The organism is Streptomyces sp. NPDC023573 (assembly GCF_055559735.1).
The window spans coordinates 248,999-268,881 of sequence record NZ_JBVHKB010000001.1; the positions used below are offsets into that span (position 1 = coordinate 248,999).

Annotated in this window: 14 protein-coding genes; 9 read left to right on the forward strand and 5 right to left on the reverse strand. The window is 72.4% G+C overall.

Annotated features, from left to right (window positions below):
* Positions 1-350: 350 nt before the first annotated feature.
* A complete protein-coding gene (locus ACZ32T_RS01155; protein ID WP_467267273.1) occupies positions 351-893 on the reverse strand; it encodes a pyridoxamine 5'-phosphate oxidase family protein in 543 nt (180 codons plus the stop codon).
* Between the two features lie 180 nt (positions 894-1,073).
* On the opposite strand from ACZ32T_RS01155, the gene ACZ32T_RS01160 reads away from it, so the two are divergent.
* Together ACZ32T_RS01160 and ACZ32T_RS01165 are read left to right on the forward strand one after the other, a co-directional pair.
* Positions 1,074-1,988, forward strand: a complete 915-nt coding sequence (locus ACZ32T_RS01160) for a rhomboid family intramembrane serine protease (RefSeq protein WP_467267272.1) — start codon at positions 1,074-1,076, stop codon at positions 1,986-1,988.
* A gap of 113 nt (positions 1,989-2,101) precedes the next feature.
* Complete coding sequence (locus ACZ32T_RS01165) at positions 2,102-3,349, forward strand: SLC13 family permease (RefSeq protein ID WP_467364762.1); 1,248 nt, start codon at positions 2,102-2,104, stop codon at positions 3,347-3,349.
* A 111-nt stretch (positions 3,350-3,460) separates the two neighbouring features.
* On the opposite strand, the gene ACZ32T_RS01170 is transcribed toward ACZ32T_RS01165, so the two are convergent.
* The 3 genes from ACZ32T_RS01170 to ACZ32T_RS01180 all read right to left on the reverse strand — a co-directional run bounded on the left by ACZ32T_RS01170 (position 3,461) and on the right by ACZ32T_RS01180 (position 10,638).
* The gene (locus ACZ32T_RS01170) at positions 3,461-4,921 is read right to left on the reverse strand and encodes a glutamate synthase subunit beta (RefSeq protein WP_467267269.1); all 1,461 of its coding nucleotides are present in this window, start codon (positions 4,919-4,921) and stop codon (positions 3,461-3,463) included.
* Positions 4,914-9,473, reverse strand: coding sequence for a glutamate synthase large subunit (gene gltB, locus ACZ32T_RS01175; RefSeq protein ID WP_467364764.1), 4,560 nt, complete (start codon positions 9,471-9,473; stop codon positions 4,914-4,916). Before gltB ends, ACZ32T_RS01170 begins: the two co-directional genes overlap by 8 nt.
* Positions 9,474-9,906: 433 nt before the next feature.
* The gene (locus tag ACZ32T_RS01180; protein WP_467364766.1) at positions 9,907-10,638 is read right to left on the reverse strand and encodes a VIT1/CCC1 transporter family protein; all 732 of its coding nucleotides are present in this window, start codon (positions 10,636-10,638) and stop codon (positions 9,907-9,909) included.
* Positions 10,639-10,860: 222 nt separating this feature from the next.
* On the opposite strand from ACZ32T_RS01180, the gene ACZ32T_RS01185 reads away from it, so the two are divergent.
* The 7 genes from ACZ32T_RS01185 to ACZ32T_RS01215 are packed head-to-tail and all read left to right on the forward strand — an operon-like array spanning position 10,861 to position 18,755.
* The gene (locus ACZ32T_RS01185) at positions 10,861-12,000 is read left to right on the forward strand and encodes an ADP-ribosylglycohydrolase family protein (protein ID WP_467267264.1); all 1,140 of its coding nucleotides are present in this window, start codon (positions 10,861-10,863) and stop codon (positions 11,998-12,000) included.
* Positions 11,997-13,367 (forward strand): ADP-ribosylglycohydrolase family protein, encoded by a 1,371-nt coding sequence (locus tag ACZ32T_RS01190; RefSeq protein ID WP_467364768.1) that lies wholly within the window; start codon positions 11,997-11,999, stop codon positions 13,365-13,367. Before ACZ32T_RS01185 ends, ACZ32T_RS01190 begins: the two co-directional genes overlap by 4 nt.
* Positions 13,303-14,499, forward strand: a complete 1,197-nt coding sequence (locus ACZ32T_RS01195) for an ADP-ribosylglycohydrolase family protein (protein WP_467364770.1) — start codon at positions 13,303-13,305, stop codon at positions 14,497-14,499. Before ACZ32T_RS01190 ends, ACZ32T_RS01195 begins: the two co-directional genes overlap by 65 nt.
* The gene (locus ACZ32T_RS01200; protein WP_467267260.1) at positions 14,496-15,863 is read left to right on the forward strand and encodes an ADP-ribosylglycohydrolase family protein; all 1,368 of its coding nucleotides are present in this window, start codon (positions 14,496-14,498) and stop codon (positions 15,861-15,863) included. Before ACZ32T_RS01195 ends, ACZ32T_RS01200 begins: the two co-directional genes overlap by 4 nt.
* A complete protein-coding gene (gene rbsK / locus ACZ32T_RS01205; protein ID WP_467267259.1) occupies positions 15,860-16,744 on the forward strand; it encodes a ribokinase in 885 nt (294 codons plus the stop codon). The genes ACZ32T_RS01200 and rbsK overlap by 4 nt, the downstream gene beginning before the upstream one ends.
* The gene (locus tag ACZ32T_RS01210) at positions 16,741-17,937 is read left to right on the forward strand and encodes a CaiB/BaiF CoA transferase family protein (protein WP_467364773.1); all 1,197 of its coding nucleotides are present in this window, start codon (positions 16,741-16,743) and stop codon (positions 17,935-17,937) included. Before rbsK ends, ACZ32T_RS01210 begins: the two co-directional genes overlap by 4 nt.
* Positions 17,934-18,755 carry an HpcH/HpaI aldolase/citrate lyase family protein gene (locus ACZ32T_RS01215; protein ID WP_467364775.1) on the forward strand — a complete coding sequence of 274 codons (822 nt, stop codon included), beginning with the start codon at positions 17,934-17,936 and terminating at the stop codon, positions 18,753-18,755. The genes ACZ32T_RS01210 and ACZ32T_RS01215 overlap by 4 nt, the downstream gene beginning before the upstream one ends.
* Before the next feature lie 76 nt (positions 18,756-18,831).
* Here the strand turns inward: ACZ32T_RS01215 and lgt are convergent, their stop codons facing one another.
* Positions 18,832-19,806, reverse strand: a complete 975-nt coding sequence (gene lgt / locus ACZ32T_RS01220) for a prolipoprotein diacylglyceryl transferase (RefSeq protein WP_467267255.1) — start codon at positions 19,804-19,806, stop codon at positions 18,832-18,834.
* Positions 19,807-19,883 lie beyond the last annotated feature (77 nt).

A 19,883-nucleotide genomic window follows, 5' to 3' on the forward strand; every position in this document is an offset into this window, starting at 1 on the left:
CTCGGCAACCGTAGCACGTTCTGTCGGCGGACGGCAGATCACTTGGCCCTCGGCGCGCCGGAGGACCTGCTGACCAGCGGGGCGAGGGGGCGGTTCACGACCGGTTCCGGACACGTTCCAGAATGCTTCCCGCCCTGTTCCCCCTAGGGCCGGACACGCCCCGGGGCCGGCGGAGGGCGTCGTTCCCGCCCGGGTGATCCGGGGCGGCCGGGTGTCCGCCTCCGGGAGGCAGGTTCACCTGGATGCCGTATCGGCAGGCTCCCCGCCCATGAGCCGCCCGGTGGCCGGATCCGCGGCAGGGGTTACGCCGGACGGGTGACCACCCCAGGACCGCCCGCGGGCCGCCCTCGTCAGCCTTCCCGTACCGGGCTGTCGTCGTTGCCCCTGCGCAGGGTGCGCAGGGGGTGGCCGGGGCGCCAGACCTGTACGACGAGGTCGTCGCCGTCGATCGCGGTGCGGACCACCTCGGTGGGTTCGGCGCGGAAGAGGAGGAAGGGCTCCGGCGGGGCCGCCTCGTCGATGAAGCGTGCCAGCACGGCGGTGTCGGTGATCTCCACCGCCCGTCCGGAGACGCGTACGTCCCCGTCGGCCATCTCCGCGTCCGGCCCGGGGTTGGCGTGGACGGCGAAGCGCGGGTCGCGCCGCAGGTCCAGTGCCTTGCGGGAGCCGGGCATCATGCCCAGCCACAGCGCGTCCATGCGGAAGTCCACCTCCAGGCCGGTGACCCGGGGCGAGCCGTCGGAGCGCAGGGTCGCGAGGACGTGGTGCTTGTACAGCTGGAACCGTTTCCGCACGGTGTCGGCGAAGTCCGGTTCCGCCGTCCGGAAGTCCTGCCAGGAAGCGGGTGTCACGTTCGGTGTCATGGGTGCCATCGAACCCCGTAAACCGGACATCTTCTGTCGTGTTTGGTCGCGTGTCACGGATCGGACGCCGCCTGGCCCCGCTCGGCGCCTTCGGGGCCCTCAGGGCCGGACCCGGGTCCCCGGCCCCAGGTGTGCTCCGCCTCACCCGCGTTCGCTATCTTGAGCGCCGCCGCCCCCGCGGCCCTCCGTCCACGACTGAAGGAGCCGGCCATGACGGCCGCCGCCACCGCGTGTTATCGCCACCCGTCGTACGAGACGTATGTGCGCTGCACGCGCTGCGACCGGTACATCTGCCCCGACTGCATGCGTGAGGCGTCCGTGGGGCACCACTGCGTGGAGTGCGTGCGGGAGGGGCAGCGCTCGGTCCGGCAGGCCCGCTCGCTGTTCGGCGGCGCGGTGCCGGGCGCCGCTACGCCGGTCGTGACGTATGTGCTGATGGCGCTGAACATCGCGGCCTACGTCGTCGAGGTCGTCCGGGCCGGGACCGTGGACCGGTTCGGGATGCTCGGGGCGGTGCTGGTCGACTCCTCGGGCGAGCAGTACTACTACAAGGGCGAGACCTATCCCGGTTTCGAGCTGAGCGGGGTGGCGGACGGCGAGTGGTACCGGCTGCTGACGGGCACCTTCCTGCATCTGCCGCCGGACGCGTCGTTCGGTGTGATGCACCTGCTCTTCAACATGCTGGCGCTGTGGAACATCGGCAGGGCCGTCGAGGGGCAGCTGGGCCGGGCACGGTACCTGGCGCTGTACCTGCTGTCCGCGGTGGGCGGTTCGGTGCTCGTGTACCTGGTCTCGCCGGAGACGACGGCGGTCGGTGCCTCGGGTGCGGTCTTCGGTCTGGCGGCGTCCTTCTACGTCATCAACCGGCGGCTGGGCCGGGACATGCGGGCGGTCAACCGCTTCATGGCGGGCTTCCTGCTCTGGATGGTGATCTCCGCCGCGTTCACCTCGTGGGAGGGCCACCTGGGCGGGCTGCTGACCGGTGGGCTGGTGACCTACGGGCTCGCGTACGCGCCGGCGAGGCTGCGGACGTCCGCGGCGCAGCTGGCCGGCGGGGCGGTCCTGGTGGTGCTGCTGGCGGCGGTGGTCGCCGTCCGGACGGCTGCGCTGACGGGCGCGGTATGACAGGCGCGGCCTGACGGACAAGCTCGGACGGGCTCGGACAAGCTCGGACGGTCGCGGTCCGACGGGAACTCGCCGGTCACGGAGGTGAGTCCACTTTCTGGGACCATCGTCCCATGGTGAGAGAGAGGCCGGAGGCGGAGCCCGATCGCAGGGGCGAGGACCCGGGCGGGCGTGTCCGGCGGCTGCACCCGCTCGACTGGCTCGCCGGGGGGCTGCTGGTCCTGGGGCTGCTCGCGGTGGGGACGGGGCTGCTGCCCCCTGGGCCCGCCGCGCAGGAGATGCGGCGTGTCGGGCCGCTGCTGGCGTTCCTGGGCACCGTGATCGTGATGGCCGAGCTGACGGGCCGGGCGCAGGTCTTCGACGTGGTGGCGGCCTGGGTGGCCCGGGCGGGGCGGGGGCGTTATCCGCTGCTCTTCGGGCTGTGTGTGGCGTTCGCCTCGCTCACCACGATCGCGCTGAACCTGGACACCACGGCGGTGCTCCTCACGCCGGTCATGCTGGCGCTGGCCGCCCGGGTGGGGATCGCACCGGTGCCCCTGGCGATGACGACGGTGTGGCTGGCCAACACGGCGAGTCTGCTGCTGCCGGTGTCGAACCTGACGAATCTGCTGGCGGCGGACCGGGTGGCGCTCTCGGCGTCCGGGCTCGCCGGGGTCATGTGGCTGCCCCAGCTCGCGTCGATCGCGGTGACGGCCGCTTGTCTGTGGGTCTTCTACTGGCGGCCTGGCCGGCGTGGCGAGGGCCAGGACCGGTACACCCCGCCACAAGTGCCGGTGGCCGTGGACCCCGTCCTGCTGCGGATCTGCGCGGTGGCCTGTGGGGGTTTCCTGCTGGCGATCCTGGTGGCGGACGTTCCGCTCTGGTCGGTGTCGCTGACGGGGATGGTGGTGGTCGTGGTGGCGTTCGCCGTGCGGCGCAGGCAGGAGCTGCGGCTGGCGCTGGTGCCGTGGCGGCTGCTGGTGCTGGTCCCGGGGATGTTCCTGGTGGTGCAGACGATCGGCGCGCACGGGCTGAACGAGCTGCTGGGATCCGCGCTGGGCTCGCACAACGGCTTCGTGGGAATGCTGCGGACGGCGGCGGTGGGGGCGGGTCTGTCGAACGTACTGAACAACCTGCCGGCGTATCTGGCGGGTGAGGCGGTCGTCCCGGCGGGGAACCACGAGCAGTTGCTGGCTCTGCTGATCGGGGTCAATGTGGGGCCGCTCGTCACCCCGTGGGCGTCCCTGGCGACGCTGCTGTGGTTCGAGCGGTGCCGTCGGCACGGGACGCGGATCGCCCTGGGCCGTTTCGTGGCGACCGGTCTGCTGCTGTCGGTGGCGGGCACGCTGGCAGCCGTCTCCGCACTGGCGCTGGTGAGCTGACCCCGCGGGGTGCCGGACGCGTCGCGGCGCCCGCCCTTGTCCGGTCGGGGACGGGGGCGGGCGCCGCGTTCAGTTCCGTACGCCGTTGTACGGGACGTCTGTGTGCCGCGGTCAGACCGTCAGGGAACGGTCCGTCGGGCGGATCGGGGCGTGCAGGGCACTGGTCCCGGTCAGGAAGCGGTCCACGCCGCGCGCCGCGGAGCGGCCCTCGGCGATGGCCCAGACGATGAGGGACTGGCCGCGGCCCGCGTCACCGGCGACGTAGACGCCGTCGACGTTGGTCGCGTAGTTCTCGTCGCGTGCGATGTTGCCGCGCTCGTCGAGGTCGAGACCGAACTGCTGGACGAGACCGTTGGCCTGGTCGGTGCCGGTGAAGCCCATGGCCAGGGTGACGAGCTGGGCGGGGATGACGCGCTCGGTGCCGGCCTTCTGCTCCAGCTTGCCGTCCTTGAACTCCACCTCGATGAGGTGCAGGGACTGGACGTTGCCGTCCTCGTCGCCCTCGAAGTGGGTGGTGGAGACGGAGTAGATCCGCTCGCCGCCCTCCTCGTGCGCGGAGGTGACCTTGTAGAGCATCGGGAAGGTCGGCCAGGGCTGGTTGGCGTTACGCTCCTCGCCCGGCTGGGGCATGATCTCCAGCTGGGTGACGGAGGCCGCGCCCTGCCGGTGGGCGGTGCCGACGCAGTCGGCGCCGGTGTCGCCGCCGCCGATGACGACGACGTGCTTGCCCTCGGCGGTGATCGGGGAGACGGTGAGGTCGCCCTCCTGCACCTTGTTGGCGAGCGGGAGGTACTCCATCGCGAAGTGCACGCCGTTGAGGTCGCGGCCCGGGACGGGCAGGTCGCGGGAGACGGTGGCACCGGCGGCGATGACCACCGCGTCGTAGCGGCGGCGGAGCTTCGCGGCGTCGATGTCCTTGCCGATCTCCACCTCCGTACGGAACTTGGTGCCTTCCGCGCGCATCTGCTCGATGCGGCGGTTGATGTGCGACTTCTCCATCTTGAACTCGGGGATGCCGTAGCGGAGGAGTCCTCCGATGCGGTCCGCGCGCTCGAAGACGGCGACGGTGTGGCCGGCGCGGGTCAGCTGCTGGGCCGCGGCGAGTCCCGCCGGGCCGGAGCCGATGACCGCGACGGTCTTGCCGGAGAGACGCTCGGGCGGCTGCGGGGTGACGTCGCCGCTGTCCCACGCCTTGTCGATGATGGAGACTTCGACGTTCTTGATGGTGACGGCCGGCTGGTTGATGCCGAGGACGCACGCCGACTCGCAGGGAGCGGGGCACAGGCGGCCCGTGAACTCCGGGAAGTTGTTCGTGGCGTGCAGGCGCTCGGACGCCGCCGACCAGTCCTCGCGGTAGGCGTAGTCGTTCCACTCGGGGATGAGGTTTCCGAGCGGACAGCCGTTGTGGCAGAACGGGATGCCGCAGTCCATGCAGCGGCCGGCCTGCTTGCTGATGATCGGGAGCAGCGATCCCGGAACGTAGACCTCGTTCCAGTCCTTGACACGCTCGCCGACGGGGCGGGTCTGGGCGACCTCGCGTCCGGTGGTCAGGAAGCCCTTGGGGTCAGCCATTGGTCGCCGCCTCCATCATCTTCTCGGTGGTCTCCTGCTCGGAGAGACCGGCGAGCTCAGCGGCGTCCTTGGCGGCGAGCACTGCCTTGTAGGTGGACGGGATGATCTTGCTGAAGCGGGTGGCCGCGGTGTCCCAGTCGGCCAGCAGCTTCTCGGCGACCGTGGAGCCGGTCTCCTCCTGGTGGCGGCGCACGACGTCGTGCAGCCACTGCCGGTCGGTGTCGTCGAGGAGTTCGACGGCACCGAGGTTGCCGGTGTTGACGTTGTCGAGGTCGAGGTCGATGACGTACGCGATGCCGCCGGACATGCCTGCGGCGAAGTTGCGTCCGGTCTCGCCGAGGACGACGGCGTGGCCGCCGGTCATGTATTCGCAGCCGTGGTCGCCCACGCCTTCCGAGACGACCGTGGCACCGGAGTTACGGACGCAGAAGCGCTCGCCGGTCCGGCCGCGGAGGAAGAGCTCGCCGCCGGTGGCGCCGTAGCCGATGGTGTTGCCGGCGATGGTGGAGTACTCGGCGAGGTGGTCGGCGCCGCGGTCCGGGCGGACGATGACGCGGCCGCCGGAGAGGCCCTTGCCGACGTAGTCGTTGGCGTCGCCCTCCAGTCGCAGCGTCACACCGCGCGGTACGAACGCGCCGAACGACTGGCCGGCGGACCCGGTGAAGGTGATGTCGATGGTGTCGTCGGGCAGGCCCGCACCGCCGAACTTCTTGGTCACCTCGTGGCCGAGCATGGTGCCGACGGTCCGGTTGATGTTACGGATCGCGATCTGCGCCCGGACGGGCTGGGCGGCCTCGGCGCTGTCGGCGCCCAGGGCGTCGGCGGCGAGCTTGATCAGCTGGTTGTCGAGGGCCTTGGCCAGTCCGTGGTCCTGCTCGGCGATCTGGTGGCGCACCGCGCCCTCGGGGAGCTCGGGCACGTAGAAGAGGGGCTCGAGGTCGAGGCCCTGTGCCTTCCAGTGGGTGACGGCGCGCTCGGTGTCGAGGAGTTCGGCGTGGCCGACGGCCTCCTCGATCGTGCGGAAGCCGAGCTCGGCGAGGATCTCGCGGACCTCTTCGGCGATGAACTCGAAGAAGTTGACGATGTACTCGGCCTTGCCGGAGAACCGGTCGCGCAGGACGGGGTTCTGGGTGGCGATGCCGACCGGGCAGGTGTCGAGGTGACAGACGCGCATCATGACGCAGCCGGAGACGACGAGCGGCGCGGTCGCGAAACCGAACTCCTCGGCGCCCAGCAGCGCGGCGATGACGACGTCGCGGCCGGTCTTGAGCTGGCCGTCGGTCTGGACGACGATGCGGTCGCGCAGGCCGTTGAGCAGCAGGGTCTGCTGGGTCTCGGCGAGGCCGAGCTCCCAGGGGCCGCCCGCGTGCTTGAGGGAGGTGAGCGGCGAGGCGCCCGTGCCGCCGTCGTGGCCGGAGATGAGGACGACGTCCGCGTGGGCCTTGGAGACACCCGCGGCGACCGTGCCGACGCCGACCTCGGAGACCAGCTTCACGTGGACGCGGGCCGCCGGGTTGGCGTTCTTGAGGTCGTGGATCAGCTGAGCCAGGTCCTCGATGGAGTAGATGTCGTGGTGCGGCGGGGGTGAGATCAGGCCGACGCCCGGGGTGGAGTGACGGGTCTTGGCGACCCAGGGGTAGACCTTGTGGCCGGGCAGCTGGCCGCCCTCGCCGGGCTTGGCGCCCTGCGCCATCTTGATCTGGATGTCGTCCGCGTTGACCAGGTACTCGCTGGTGACACCGAAGCGGCCGGAGGCGACCTGCTTGATGGACGAGCGGCGTGCCGGGTCGTAGAGGCGCTCGGCGTCCTCGCCGCCCTCGCCGGTGTTGGACTTGCCGCCCAGCTGGTTCATGGCGACGGCGAGCGTCTCGTGCGCCTCCTGGGAGATGGAGCCGTACGACATGGCGCCGGTGGAGAAGCGCTTGACGATGTCGGCGGCGGACTCGACCTCGTCGATGGAGATCGGCTCGCGGCCGCTCTTGAAGCCGAAGAGTCCGCGGAGCGTCATGAGGCGCTCGGACTGCTCGTTGACCCGGCCGGTGTACTTCTTGAAGATGTCGTACCGGCGGTTGCGGGTGGCGTGCTGGAGGCGGAAGACCGTCTCCGGGTCGAACAGGTGCGGCTCACCCTCGCGGCGCCACTGGTACTCGCCGCCGATCTCCAGCGCGCGGTGCGACGCGGAGATGCCGGAGGCGGGGTACGCCTTGGTGTGCCGGGCGGCGACCTCCTTGGCGACGACGTCGAGTCCGGCGCCGCCGATCTTGGTGGCGGTGCCGTTGAAGTACTGGGCGACGAAGGCCTCGTCGAGGCCGACTGCCTCGAAGACCTGGGCGCCGCGGTAGGAGGCGACGGTCGAGATGCCCATCTTGGACATGACCTTCAGGACGCCCTTGCCGAGGGCGTAGATCAGGTTGCGGATGGCCAGCTCGGGCTCGATGCCCTCGATGAACGTGCCGGCGCGGACGAGGTCCTCGACGGACTCCATCGCGAGGTACGGGTTGACCGCGGCGGCGCCGTAACCGATGAGCAGCGCGACGTGGTGGACCTCGCGGACGTCGCCGGCCTCGACCAGCAGGCCCACCTGGGTGCGCTGCTTGGTGCGGATGAGGTGGTGGTGGACGGCGGAGGTGAGCAGCAGCGAGGGGATCGGCGCGTGTTCGGCGTCGGAGTGCCGGTCGGAGAGGACGATGAGGCGTGCGCCGTCCTCTATGGCGGCGTCGACCTCGGTGGTGATCTGCTCGATCCGGGCGGCGAGTGCCTCGCCACCGCCGCTGACGCGGTAGAGGCCGGAGAGGGTCGCGGCCTTCATTCCCGGCATGTCGCCGTCGGCGTTGATGTGTATGAGCTTGGCCAGCTCGTCGTTGTCGATCACCGGGAAGGGCAGCGTGACCGCGCGGCAGGCGGCGGCGGTCGGTTCCAGGATGTTGCCCTGGGGGCCGAGCGTGGAGCGCAGCGAGGTGACGAGCTCCTCGCGGATGGCGTCCAGCGGCGGGTTGGTGACCTGGGCGAAGAGCTGGGTGAAGTAGTCGAAGAGCAGCCGGGGGCGCTCGGAGAGCGCGGCGATCGGCGAGTCGGTGCCCATGGAGCCGAGGGGTTCGCCGGCGGTGCGGGCCATCGGGGCGAGGAGGACGCGGAGCTCTTCCTCGGTGTAGCCGAAGGTCTGCTGGCGGCGGGTGACCGAGGCGTGGGTGTGGACGATGTGCTCGCGCTCGGGGAGGTCCTCGAGCTCGATCTCGCCGGTTTCCAGCCACTCCTCGTACGGGTTCTCGGCGGCCAGGGACGCCTTGATCTCGTCGTCCTCGACGATGCGGTGCTCGGCGGTGTCGACGAGGAACATCCTGCCGGGCTGCAGGCGGCCCTTGCGGACGACCTTGGCCGGGTCGATGTCCAGGACGCCGACCTCGGAGGAGAGGACGACGAGGCCGTCGTCGGTGACCCAGTAGCGGCCGGGGCGCAGTCCGTTGCGGTCGAGGACCGCGCCGACCTGGGTGCCGTCGGTGAAGGTGACGCAGGCCGGGCCGTCCCAGGGCTCCATCATCGTGGAGTGGTACTGGTAGAAGGCGCGGCGGGCCGGGTCCATGGAGGCGTGGTTCTCCCATGCCTCGGGGACCATCATCAGCACCGAGTGCGGCAGGGAGCGGCCGCCGAGGTGCAGCAGCTCCAGGACCTCGTCGAAGGAGGCGGAGTCGGAGGCGTCCGGGGTACAGACGGGGAAGATCCGGTCGAGCTTCGCCTCGCCGAAGAGGCTGGAGGCGAGCTGGGACTCGCGGGCCTTCATCCAGTTGCGGTTGCCCTTGACCGTGTTGATCTCGCCGTTGTGGGCGACGAAGCGGTACGGGTGGGCGAGCGGCCAGCTGGGGAAGGTGTTGGTGGAGAAGCGGGAGTGGACCAGCGCGACCGCGGTGGCGAAGCGGCGGTCGGAGAGGTCCGGGAAGAACGGCTCCAGCTGCCCGGTGGTGAGCATGCCCTTGTAGACGATCGTGCGTGCGGAGAGCGAGGGGAAGTACACCCCGGCCTCACGCTCGGCGCGCTTGCGCAGGACGAATGCCTTGCGGTCCAGGACGATGCCGGTGCTCTCGCCGTCGGCGACGACGAGCTGGCGGAATTCGGGCATCGTGGCGCGGGCGCCCTTGCCGAGGATGTCCGGCGTGACCGGGACCTCGCGCCAGCCGAGGACGTCGAGGCCCTCTTCGGCGGCGATCTTCTCGATCTTCTTGACGGAGTCCGCGGAGTCGTCCGCGGGGAGGAACGCGATGCCGACGGCGTAGGAGCCGGCCTCGGGGAGCTCGAACGCCGTCTCTTCGCGGAGGAAGGCGTCCGGGACCTGAAGGAGAATGCCGGCGCCGTCACCCGAGTCGGGCTCGGATCCTGTGGCGCCGCGGTGTTCGAGGTTGCGCAGTACGGTCAGCGCCTGCTCGACCAGCTCATGGCTGGCCACACCGGTCAGAGTGGCCACGAACCCGACACCACAGGCGTCGTGCTCGTTACGGGGGTCGTACATCCCCTGCTGGACAGGGCGACCGTCCATGGGCGACCAGGCGTCGGAACGCATTGGCTCTCCCGTCGTCGTCGTGGCATGTGCTGTGCCGAGGGACGACGCTGGCCCTCTGCGAAATTTCGTGCAGGTTACATGATGGAACGCTTCTCAAAAAGCGAATAGCCCGTTCCAACATGCGGACACCACGGAGCCGTGGTGCGAATGGGTCACGATCGGAAGGATCATGGTGGATCACTGTCCGGGATACCGCAGAGAGCAGGCGTCGTTGCCCGCGAGTGTCTACGGCTCTTGCCCAGCGGTCATGGAATCGAAACCGCCGAGTAACGGCTACTTATGTGTAGCACTGCATAGCGTCTCATTTTACGGGGGACTCACCCGATCCGCCCAGTGACGTGCGTCTAGAGGTACGTCACACCGGTGCGACAACGCAAGGGTGCCCGGGAGATCCCGTCCGGCGGCCCGGGATCCCGGGCACTGTCCGGTCACCTCAGCCGACGGCCACACCGAAGAGCGTGCCCAGGCCGTACGTGATCGCCGCGGCGGCCCCGCCGAGTACGAGCTGGCGCAGTCCGCTGAACCACCAGGTCCGTGCCGTCACCCTGGCCACGACGGCGCCGCAGCCGAAGAGACCGGCCAGGGCGAGGAGCACGGCGGGCCACATCTCGGTGGCGCCGAGCAGATAGGGCAGCACGGGCAGCAGGGCGCCCAGGGCGAAGGCGCCGAAGGAGGACAGGGCGGCGACGAGGGGCGAGGGCAGGTCACCCGGGTCGATGCCCAGTTCCTCGCGGGCGTGTATCTCGAGCGCCTGCTCCGGGTCCCTGGAGAGCTGGCGCGCGACCTCCTGGGCGAGGGCGGGCTCGACCCCGCGGGACTCGTAGAGCGCGGCGAGCTCCCGCATCTCGTCCTTGGGGTGCTTGCGCAGCTCGCGCCGCTCGACGGCGAGCTCGGCCTCGACGAGCTCGCGCTGCGAGGCGACGGAGGTGTACTCCCCCGCGGCCATCGAGAACGCGCCTGCGGCGAGCCCGGCCAGGCCGGTGATGACGATGGTCTGCTGGGAGACCGCACCTCCGGCGACGCCCGTCATCAGGGCGAGGTTGGAGACGAGACCGTCCATGGCGCCGAACACCGCGGGCCGCAGCCAGCCGCCGTTGACGTCACGGTGCGTGTGGTTGTCCCGGTGGGCCTCGTGCAGTACGGCGTCGGTCTCGATGATGGACACAGCTCTCCCCTTCTCCGGGAGCGGTCCCCACGGTGCGCTTCCCGCTCCACACCGTCGAAAGTACGCACGAAAAAAGCCTCCCGCCAGCAAGGAAGGCCGAACTTACCTGCCTGACGGCCGTCACCCGAGCAGCCGATTTATACGAAATATGAGCCTCTCTTCGGTCGATCGGGGAAACCTCTCTTATCCGGTTGTTCCGGGTGCGAGTGAAGGGTCGACACGATGGAGCTCAGGGCGGACGGTCCGGTGGCGGGCACGGGTGACCGGGCGCGGGGGGCGTTGCTGGGACTCGCGGTGGGGGACGCGCTCGGAGCGCCGGCGGAGAACATGCGCCCGTCCGAGATCCGCCGCCGCTGGGGCCGTATCGAGGGTTTCGTCAGTGACGATCCGGTGGGGACCGACGACACCGAGTACGCGATCTTCTCCGGGCTGCTGCTGGCCAGGCACGGATCGGCGCTCACCGTCCCGCACGTCGAACGGGCCTGGCACCACTGGATCGCGGATCTGGACGAGGGTCCGTTCAGGGGAGCCGGATTCAGCGAGCGCGGGACGCTGGAGAATCTGCGGCGCGGGCTGGCCGCCCCGATCTCGGCGCAGCACCGGCACGCCTGGAGCGACGGTCTCGCGATGCGGGCGGCGCCGTTCGGGGTGTTCGCGGCGGGCCGTCCCGCCGAGGCCGCGCGTCTGGTGGCGGTGGACGGCCGGGTCAGCCATGACGGGGAGGGCATCTACGGCGGTCAGGCCGTCGCCGCGGGTGTGGCGGCCGCGATGGTGGGGGCGGGGCTGGCCTCGGTGATCGCGGCCGCGCTCTCGGTCGTGCCGATGGACTCCTGGACGGCCCGTTCGCTGCGCCGCGCGGTGACGGCCGCGCAGCGCTCGTACCCGGACCGGCTGGCCGGGGAGCGGGCGGTGCGGTCCGCGGTGGTGATCGGCGGCTACCCGTGGACGGATCTGGCGCCGGAGGCGGTGGGCCTGGCCTTCGGCGCCCTCACGGCGGCACGCGGTGATTTCCGTACGGCGGTGCTCACGGCGGTGAACATGGGCAGGGACGCCGACACCACGGCCGCCGTGGCGGGCGCGCTGGCCGGCGCCCTGCACGGGGCGTCGGCGATCCCCCGGGACTGGGCGGCGGCGATCGGCCCGGTGCGGGGCAGCTGCCTGCCGTCCATGCGGGGCTACCACGTGCTGGACATCGCGGATCTGCTGACCCCGGACGACGGGGAGGGCCCGCCGGAGCCGGACCGGGGGCACGCCGCCGCCCCCGCGTCCCCGCGGGTACGACCGCCGGGCGCCCCGTGGCACACCCCCGTACGCACCGAACCGGCCGCTCCGGCCTCCGGTGTCCGGCAGGACGCCCGGTGACCACCGCGCGCGGCCCCCGGCGGGACGCGCCCGTCGCGCCGGGGGGAGCCCCGCACGTGGCCGGGCGGGACGCGCCTGCCGCACCGGCCGGGTCCGCCCCGCACGTCGCCATCACGTTCAGCCCGGGGCCGGGGACCGAAGGCGGCGCCAGGGGACGTGGCGCACCGGACAGGCGGGCCAGGATCGAGGGGCTGCTGCTCGGACTGGCCGCCGGGGACGCGGCCGGGTGGCCGGCCGCGCGGCACCGTGCCGCGCGGATGCCGGAGTGGACGAGGCGGCTCACCAGGGAACTGGACACCTTCGCGGAGCAGAACGCGACGACGACCCTCCCCGTGCCCATCGCCCTCAACCAGCCGCCCGAGCCGCTGCGGCTCGGTCCGTCCGACGACGCGGAGTGGGCCGCGTTCTCCGCGCGGACCGTGCTGGCCGCCGCGGCCGACCACGCGCCGGACCTCTCCCCCGGCCACCGGATGCGGGACGCGGTCGACCGTTCGTGGAACGCGCTGGCGGCGAAGGTGGCCGCCGCGAGCGCCCGGGCGCCCGAGGTCGAGTCGGCCGTCCTTCCGCTGCGGGCGCGGATCTCCGTACGGGCCGGGCTCGGCAATCTGGCAGCCGGGCTGCGTCCGCCCGCCACCGGCCACGACAATCCGCACTACTTCGACGACGCGGCCTGTGTGCGGGCCGCCGTGCTCGCGGTCGTGCACCCCGGCGATCCCGCGGCGGCGGCCGGGCTCGCCGAGTTCGACGCCCGGTACACGCAGGACGGCGACGGGGTGCACGGCGCCCGCGCGATCGCCGCCGCGATCGCCGAGGCCCTGGCCGGGGCGGACGTCGACACGGTGGTGAACGCCGCGCTCGCCCAGCTCCCCGAGGGCACCGAGATCGCGCGCAACGCCGTCCACGCGGTGCGGCTGGCCCGGGAGTTCGCGGGCGAGGCGGCGGGCGCCTTCGCGCTCGTCCCCGTACTGGAGCACCAGATCGTGGACCACGTCTACAGCTACGGCATCGCCGCCGCCGAGACCGTGCCGGTCGCCCTGGCCCTGACGACCGCCGCCCGGGGCGACTTCGCCCAGGCCGTGCCCGCGGCGGCCTGTCTGTCCCGGGTCGCCGATTCGGCGCCGGCGCTGGCCGGGGCCCTGACCGGGGCGCTGGGCGGGACGGCGACCGTGCCCGCGGGCTGGCGGGAGGCCTGCCGGACACTGGCCGGGTGCGCGCTGCCCCGGCTCGCCGGCACGGACCTCATCGAACTCGCCGGGCTGCTGGCAGCCACGGAACCGGCCACCCCGGGTGGACAATCCCGACATGGCACACAAAACACCCGCACCGCGCGAGGCCGGCACGACCACCACGACACTCACCCTGGATGAACGCGTCACCGGAGCCCTCGTCGGCGCGGCCGTGGGGGACGCGCTCGGCGGACCCGTCGAGGGCTGGACACCCGAGCAGATCGCGGAGCGTCACGGCGGCCGGGTGACCGGCGTCGTCGGGCCCTGGTACGGCGACGACTGGCGCACGGCGCGCCCCATCGCCCCGTACCACAAGGGCGACGGGCACGTCACCGACGACACCCTGATGACCCACGCTCTGGTCCGGGTGTACGAGAAGGTGCGCGGCCACCTCGACGCGTACTCCGTCGCCGACCACCTCGTCCCCGACCTGATGTCCCGGCCCCGCTGGATCCCGGAGCTGGAGGCAGAGGCGCTCCCCCTGCAACGGGTCTTCCTCGCCGAGAAGTGGATCGTCACCCGGCTGCACTACGGGCACGCCGACCCCCGCGAGGCGGGCTCGGGGAACATCGTCAACTGCGGGGCGGCGATGTACATGGCCCCGGTCGGCCTGGTGAACGCGGCCGACCCGGAGGCCGCGTACGCGGAGGCGCTGGACGTCGCGGGCGCCCACCAGTCCTCGTACGGCCGGGAGGCGGCCGGGGTCCTGGCCGCGGCCGTCGCCGCAGCGTGCGTCCCCGGTGCGAACCCCGCCTCGGTCGTCGCGACCGCTCTGGGGCTGGCCAAGGACGGCACCCGGTCGGCGATCGAAGCGGTGTGCGAAGTGGCCGCCGGCTACTCGGACTTCGAGTCGGCGCTGGTGCCGCTGCGCGCGGCGGTCGCCCCGTTCGACACGGTGGGCCCCCACTACCGCGACCCCTCGCTGGGCGCCCGGCGGCCCTCCCGGCTGCACTCCATCGAGGAGCTGCCGATCGCGCTCGGCATGCTGCTCGTCGGCGGCGGCGACTACCGGAGCTCGGTGCTCGGCTCGGTCAACTACGGCCGGGACTGCGACTCGATCGCCACGATGAGCGGCGCGCTCGCGGGGGCGCTCCACGGCGAGCAGGGCATCCCCGCGGCCTGGGTGAAGACGGTCGCCGAGGCGAGCCGCCTCGATCTGCACGCCCCGGCGCGGGCCCTCACGGAGGTGGCCCGCGAGGTCTTCGCCCGGGACACGGCCAGGCGTCGCGCGCACGAGGCGGCGTTCGCCGTGCTGACGGGCGACGGCCGGTGACCGTACGCCTGACATGGGTCCAGCCCGAGGACCTGGTGGGCCACGAGCTGCGCCAGGCCGCGCAGGACGGCCGGGACGCCGGGGACGTCGAGCGGCGCTGGTATGCGGCGGGCGGTGCCCCCGCCCCGGAGCGCGCGGGGGCCTCGGAGCCCTCCGCGCCGCGCCGGCTGCGTGCGCTCGCCGGGGAACTCCTGGACGAACTCGCCCTGCTGGACTGCCCGTCGGCCGAGGACGAGCCGACCGGCCTGGCCGGGATCCGGGCCGCGTGCCCGCGCTGGCCCGCCCCGCGCGCCCGCCCGGTGTCCTTCGGGCCCGACCGTCTGCACGCGGCCTGGCTGGGGCGGGCCGCCGGCTGTCTGCTGGGCAAGCCGGTCGAGAAGCTGCCCCTGGCCGGCATCCGCGCCCTGGCCCGCGCCACCGGCAACTGGCCGCTCACCACCTGGTTCACCGCCCGGGGGCTGCCCGCGGAACTCGCCACCGCCTACCCGTGGAACCGCCGCTCGGCACCCACCTCCCTCGCCGAGAACATCGACGGGATGCCCGAGGACGACGACCTCGACCACCCCTTGCTCACCGTGCTGTTGCTCCAGCGGCACGGCCCCGGCTTCAGCACGTCCGACCTCGCCCGGCTCTGGCTCGACGAGCTCCCGGCGGGCCGTGTCTTCACCGCTGAGCGGATCGCGTACCGCAATCTGCTCGACGGGATCGAGCCGCCGGACACCGCACGTCACCGCAACCCCTTCCGGGAGTGGATCGGCGCCCAGATCCGGGCCGACGTGCACGGCTGGACGCATCCCGGGGACCCGGGGGCCGCCGCGGAACAGGCCCACCGGGACGCGGTCCTGACCCATACGGCGAACGGGGTGTACGGCGCGATGTTCACCGCCGCCGCCCTCGCCGAGGCCGCCGGCGGCGAGACGGACGTGCACGGCTGTCTGGCGGCCGGGCTGCGGGTGGTGCCGCCCCGGTCCCGGTACGCGCGCGCGGTACGCCTCGGTGTCCGGGCCGCCCGCGACGAACCCGACTTCGACACGGTCGTGGACCGCCTCCACGACGCGTACGGCTCCACCCACCACTGGGTGCACGTCCTGCCCAACGCGGCGCTGCTCGCCGCAGCCCTCACCCACGCGGACGGGGACTTCGGCCGCTCGGTCTGCTGTGCGGTCTCCGGCGGCTGGGACACCGACTCGAACGGCGCGACGGCGGGTTCGCTCGCGGGCCTGCTGGCCGGGCGGGCCTCCGCCCTGCCCGACCGGTGGACCGCGCCGCTCAAGAACCGCCTCGCCACCTCCGTCGCCGGCTTCGGCTCCATCGGCTTCGACACCCTCGCGGAACTGACCCATCAGGAGGTATGCCGCCCATGACAGCCATCGCTGTGCTCGGCAGCACCAATATGGACCTGGTCGCCTACGTCGCCCGGGCCCCCGGGCGCGGGGAGACCGTCACCGGACGGGAGTTCCGGACCGTGCCCGGCGGCAAGGGGGCCAACCAGGCCGTCGCCGCGGCCCGCGCGGGCGGCGAGGTGGTGATGATCGGGGCGGTCGGGACCGACGAGTACGGCTCGTCGCTCCGGACGAACCTGGAGCACGCCGGTGTGGACACCGACCTGCTGCACACCGTCGCCGGGCCCAGCGGCACCGCGCACATCGTCGTCGACGACGAGGGGTCCAACGCGATCGTGGTGATCCCCGGCGCGAACGGCACCGTGACCGCGCTGGGCCCCGGGGAGAGAGCCGCCGTCGCCGCGGCCGGCCTGCTCCTCCTCCAGCTGGAACTCCCGCTCTCCGTCGTGGCGGAGGGAGCGCGGACCGCGAGGTCCAGGGGCGTACGGACGATCCTCACCCCCTCCCCCGTGCAGCCGCTGCCGTCCGGGCTCCTGGACGACGTCGACCTGCTGATCCCCAACGAGCACGAGGCCGCGGCGCTCACCGGGTGCGTGGAACCGCACGCCGCGGCCCAGATCCTGCTGCGGCAGGTCCCCGAGGTCGTGATCACGCTCGGCAGGAGGGGGTGCCTGTACGCGGCACGCGGAGGCGAGCAGGTCCTCTTCCCCGCCCCCGAGGTCACCGCCGTCGACACGACCGGGGCCGGGGACACCTTCGTCGGCACGCTCGCCGTGGCACTCGGCGAGGGCCGGTCCGTACCGGAGGCGCTGGCCTGGGCGTCCTCGGCCGCAGCGCTCTGTGTGCAGAGACCGGGTGCCTCCACGTCCATGCCGTACCGAAGCGAGATCGATGCCCTGTGAGTACGACGACCGCTCCCCTCTCAGGCCTGCGGGTCCTGGACCTCGCCACCCTCTTCGCCGGACCCCTGGCGGCCACCGTGCTCGGGGACTTCGGGGCCGAGGTCATCAAGGTCGAACATCCGCGCAAGCCCGATCCCTCGCGCGGTCACGGTCCCGCGAAGGACGGGATCGGCCTGTGGTGGAAGCTGCTCGGCCGGAACAAGCGCACGCTGACCCTCGACCTGTCCGCCCCCGGCGGCCGGGACGTGCTGCTGAAGCTGGCCGCGGACACCGACGTGATCATCGAGAACTTCCGGCCCGGGACCCTGGAGCGCTGGGGCCTGGGCTGGGACGAGCTCCGTGCCGTCAACCCCCGGCTGGTCCTGGCCAGGGTCACGGGCTTCGGGCAGACCGGCCCGTACGCCCACCGGCCCGGCTTCGGCACGCTCGCCGAGGCGATGAGCGGCTTCGCCGCCGTCACCGGGGAGCCGGACGGGCCGCCGACCCTGCCGCCGTTCGGCCTGGCCGATTCGATCGCGGCCCTCGCCACGGCGTACGCGGTGATGACGGCACTGTCCGGACGTGATCTCACCGGTCGGGGACAGGTGGTGGACATGGCGATCATCGAGCCGATCCTCACCGTGCTGGGACCGCAGCCGCTCTGGTACGACCAGCTCGGGTACGTCCAGCCGCGGACCGGGAACCGCTCCCGCAACAACGCCCCGCGCAACACCTACCGCACCTCCGACGGCCACTGGGTCGCCGTCTCGACCTCGGCCCAGTCGGTCGCGGAACGGGTGATGCGCCTGGTGGGGCGCCCGGAGCTGATCGAGGAACCGTGGTTCTCCGCCGGGACCTCCCGCGCCGAGCACGCCGACGAGCTCGACGAGGCGGTGGGCCACTGGATCGCCCGGCGCACCAGGGAGGAGGCGGTGGACGCCTTCGAGAAGGCCGAGGCGGCGATCGCACCGATCCAGGACGTACGGGACGTGATGGAGGACCCCCAGTACCGGGCGCTGGGCACGATCACCGAGGTCGACGACCCCGAGCTGGGGCCGCTGCGGATGCAGAACGTGCTGTTCCGGCTCTCGGAGACGCCAGGGGCGATCCGCTGGGCCGGCCGGCCGCACGGAGCGGACACGGACGAGATCCTGGCCGAGCTCGGCCTCGGCGCCCCCGAGGTCGCCGCGCTGCGGGACGAGGGGGCGCTGTGAGCGGCCCTGCGGTGGCGCTGACCTGGCTGTACGTCCCCGGGGACCGGCCCGAGGTGGTCCGTAAGGCGCTCGGCTCGGGCGCCGACGTGGTGATCATCGACCTGGAGGACGCCGTCGCACCGGACCGCAAGGAGTACGCGCGGTCGGCGACGGCGGAGCTCCTCTCGGATCCGGTCACGGCGGACCCGATGGCGGTGCCGGTCCATGTCCGGGTCCACGGCGAGGACGACGTGAAGGCGCTGGTGGGGCTGGCGGGGCTGTCCGGGATGCGGCTCCCGAAGATCACCCATGCGGCGTCCGTCCAGCATGTCGCGGCCCTGGCCCCGGGTGTGCCGCTGTACCCGCTGCTGGAGTCGGCGCTGGCGATCGAGCACGCGTACTCGATCGCGGGGGCGGACCACGCCGTACGGGGGGTCGCGCTGGGCGAGGCGGATCTCCGGGCGGATCTGGGGGTGCGGGACGACGCCGGTCTCGACTGGCCGCGCAGCCGTGTCGTGGTCGCCGCCCGGGCGGCGGGGCTGGACCCGCCCGTGATGTCGGTGTACACGGATGTCCGGGACCTGTCGGGGCTGCGGTCGTCCTGTGCGCACGGGAGGGATCTCGGGCTGCTCGGCCGGGCGGCGATCCATCCGCGGCAGCTGCCGGTGATCGAGCGGGCGTTCCGGCCGACGGCGCGGGAGGTGGAGGCGGCGGAGCAGATCGTGGAGGCGTCCCGGGCCGAGGCGGGGGGGCAGGCCCTGCCGGACGGGCGGTTCGTCGACGCGGCGGTGGTGGCGACCGCGGAACGCACCCTCGCGTTGGCGCGCTCGCACCGATGAGGCCGTACACGGTGAAGGGGCCGCCGGACCGTGGTGGTCCGGCGGCCCCTTCACCCTGTGTGCGGGGCGAGGAGCGTCAGCTCCGGTCGGCCTTCTGCGGGGTTCCGTCGGCCTCGGGGGCCTGCGTACCGGCCTCCCCGGAGGCGGTCTCCGGGGCGGTCTCCTCGGCAGCGGACTCCTCGGAGCCGGTCTCCCCCGAGTCGTCGGCGGCCTTCTCGTCGTCCTTGGTCAGGCTCACCGCGGCGGGCTCGACGATCTCCTCGCGGCCGGGACGCACCTTCGCGGAGATCACGATGTAGACGACGGCGAGCACGAACACGATGATCGCGGTCCACACGTTGAGCCGCAGGCCCAGCACGTGGTGCGCCTCGTCGACGCGCATGTACTCGATCCATCCGCGGCCCGCGCAGTAGGCGGCGACGTACAGCGCGAAGGCCCGGCCGTGTCCGAGCTTGAAGCGGCGGTCCGCCCAGATGACCAGGAGCGCGACACCGATGCACCACAGGGACTCGTACAGGAACGTCGGGTGGTAGGTCCCCTCGACCCGGTTCGTGCCCTCGCTGATCTTCAGCGCCCAGGGGACATCGGTCGGCTTGCCGTACAGCTCCTGGTTGAACCAGTTGCCCCAGCGGCCGATCGCCTGGGCGAAGGCGATACCGGGGGCCAGGGCGTCCGCCCAGGCCGGAAGCGGGATCCCGCGGCGGCGGCAGCCGATCCAGGCACCGACCGCGCCGAGCGCGATCGCACCCCAGATGCCGAGGCCGCCCTCCCAGATCTTGAAGGCGTCCACCCAGTTCTCACCGTCGCTGAAGTACAGCTGGTAGTCGGTGATCACGTGGTAGAGCCTGCCGCCGACCAGGCCGAAGGGCACGGCCCAGACGGCGATGTCGGCGACGGTGCCGGCTTTGCCGCCTCGGGCGACCCAGCGCTTGTTGCCGAACCAGACGGCGACGAAGACACCGATGATGATGCAGAACGCGTAGCCGCGGAGCGGGATCGGGCCTAGCTCGATCACGCCGGTCGACGGGCTGGGAATGAAGGCAAGGTTCATGACGGGGTCGACGCTACCTTGCCGGACGGGACCTACGGCAAGCCGTCCGGCAACTTCTGGGTAACGGGGCCCCGGCG

Bases quoted from the DNA above. Each gene is read 5' to 3' on its own strand.
- ACZ32T_RS01195 (WP_467364770.1), top strand. From the start codon at position 13,303: ATGGCACACAAAACACCCGCACCGCGCGAGGCCGGCACGACCACCACG.
- ACZ32T_RS01160 (WP_467267272.1), top strand. From the start codon at position 1,074: ATGACGGCCGCCGCCACCGCGTGTTATCGCCACCCGTCGTACGAGACG.
- ACZ32T_RS01185 (WP_467267264.1), top strand. From the start codon at position 10,861: ATGGAGCTCAGGGCGGACGGTCCGGTGGCGGGCACGGGTGACCGGGCG.
- ACZ32T_RS01165 (WP_467364762.1), top strand. From the start codon at position 2,102: ATGGTGAGAGAGAGGCCGGAGGCGGAGCCCGATCGCAGGGGCGAGGAC.
- lgt (WP_467267255.1), bottom strand. From the start codon at position 19,806: ATGAACCTTGCCTTCATTCCCAGCCCGTCGACCGGCGTGATCGAGCTA.
- gltB (WP_467364764.1), bottom strand. From the start codon at position 9,473: ATGCGTTCCGACGCCTGGTCGCCCATGGACGGTCGCCCTGTCCAGCAG.
- ACZ32T_RS01170 (WP_467267269.1), bottom strand. From the start codon at position 4,921: ATGGCTGACCCCAAGGGCTTCCTGACCACCGGACGCGAGGTCGCCCAG.
- ACZ32T_RS01155 (WP_467267273.1), bottom strand. From the start codon at position 893: ATGTCCGGTTTACGGGGTTCGATGGCACCCATGACACCGAACGTGACA.
- rbsK (WP_467267259.1), top strand. From the start codon at position 15,860: ATGACAGCCATCGCTGTGCTCGGCAGCACCAATATGGACCTGGTCGCC.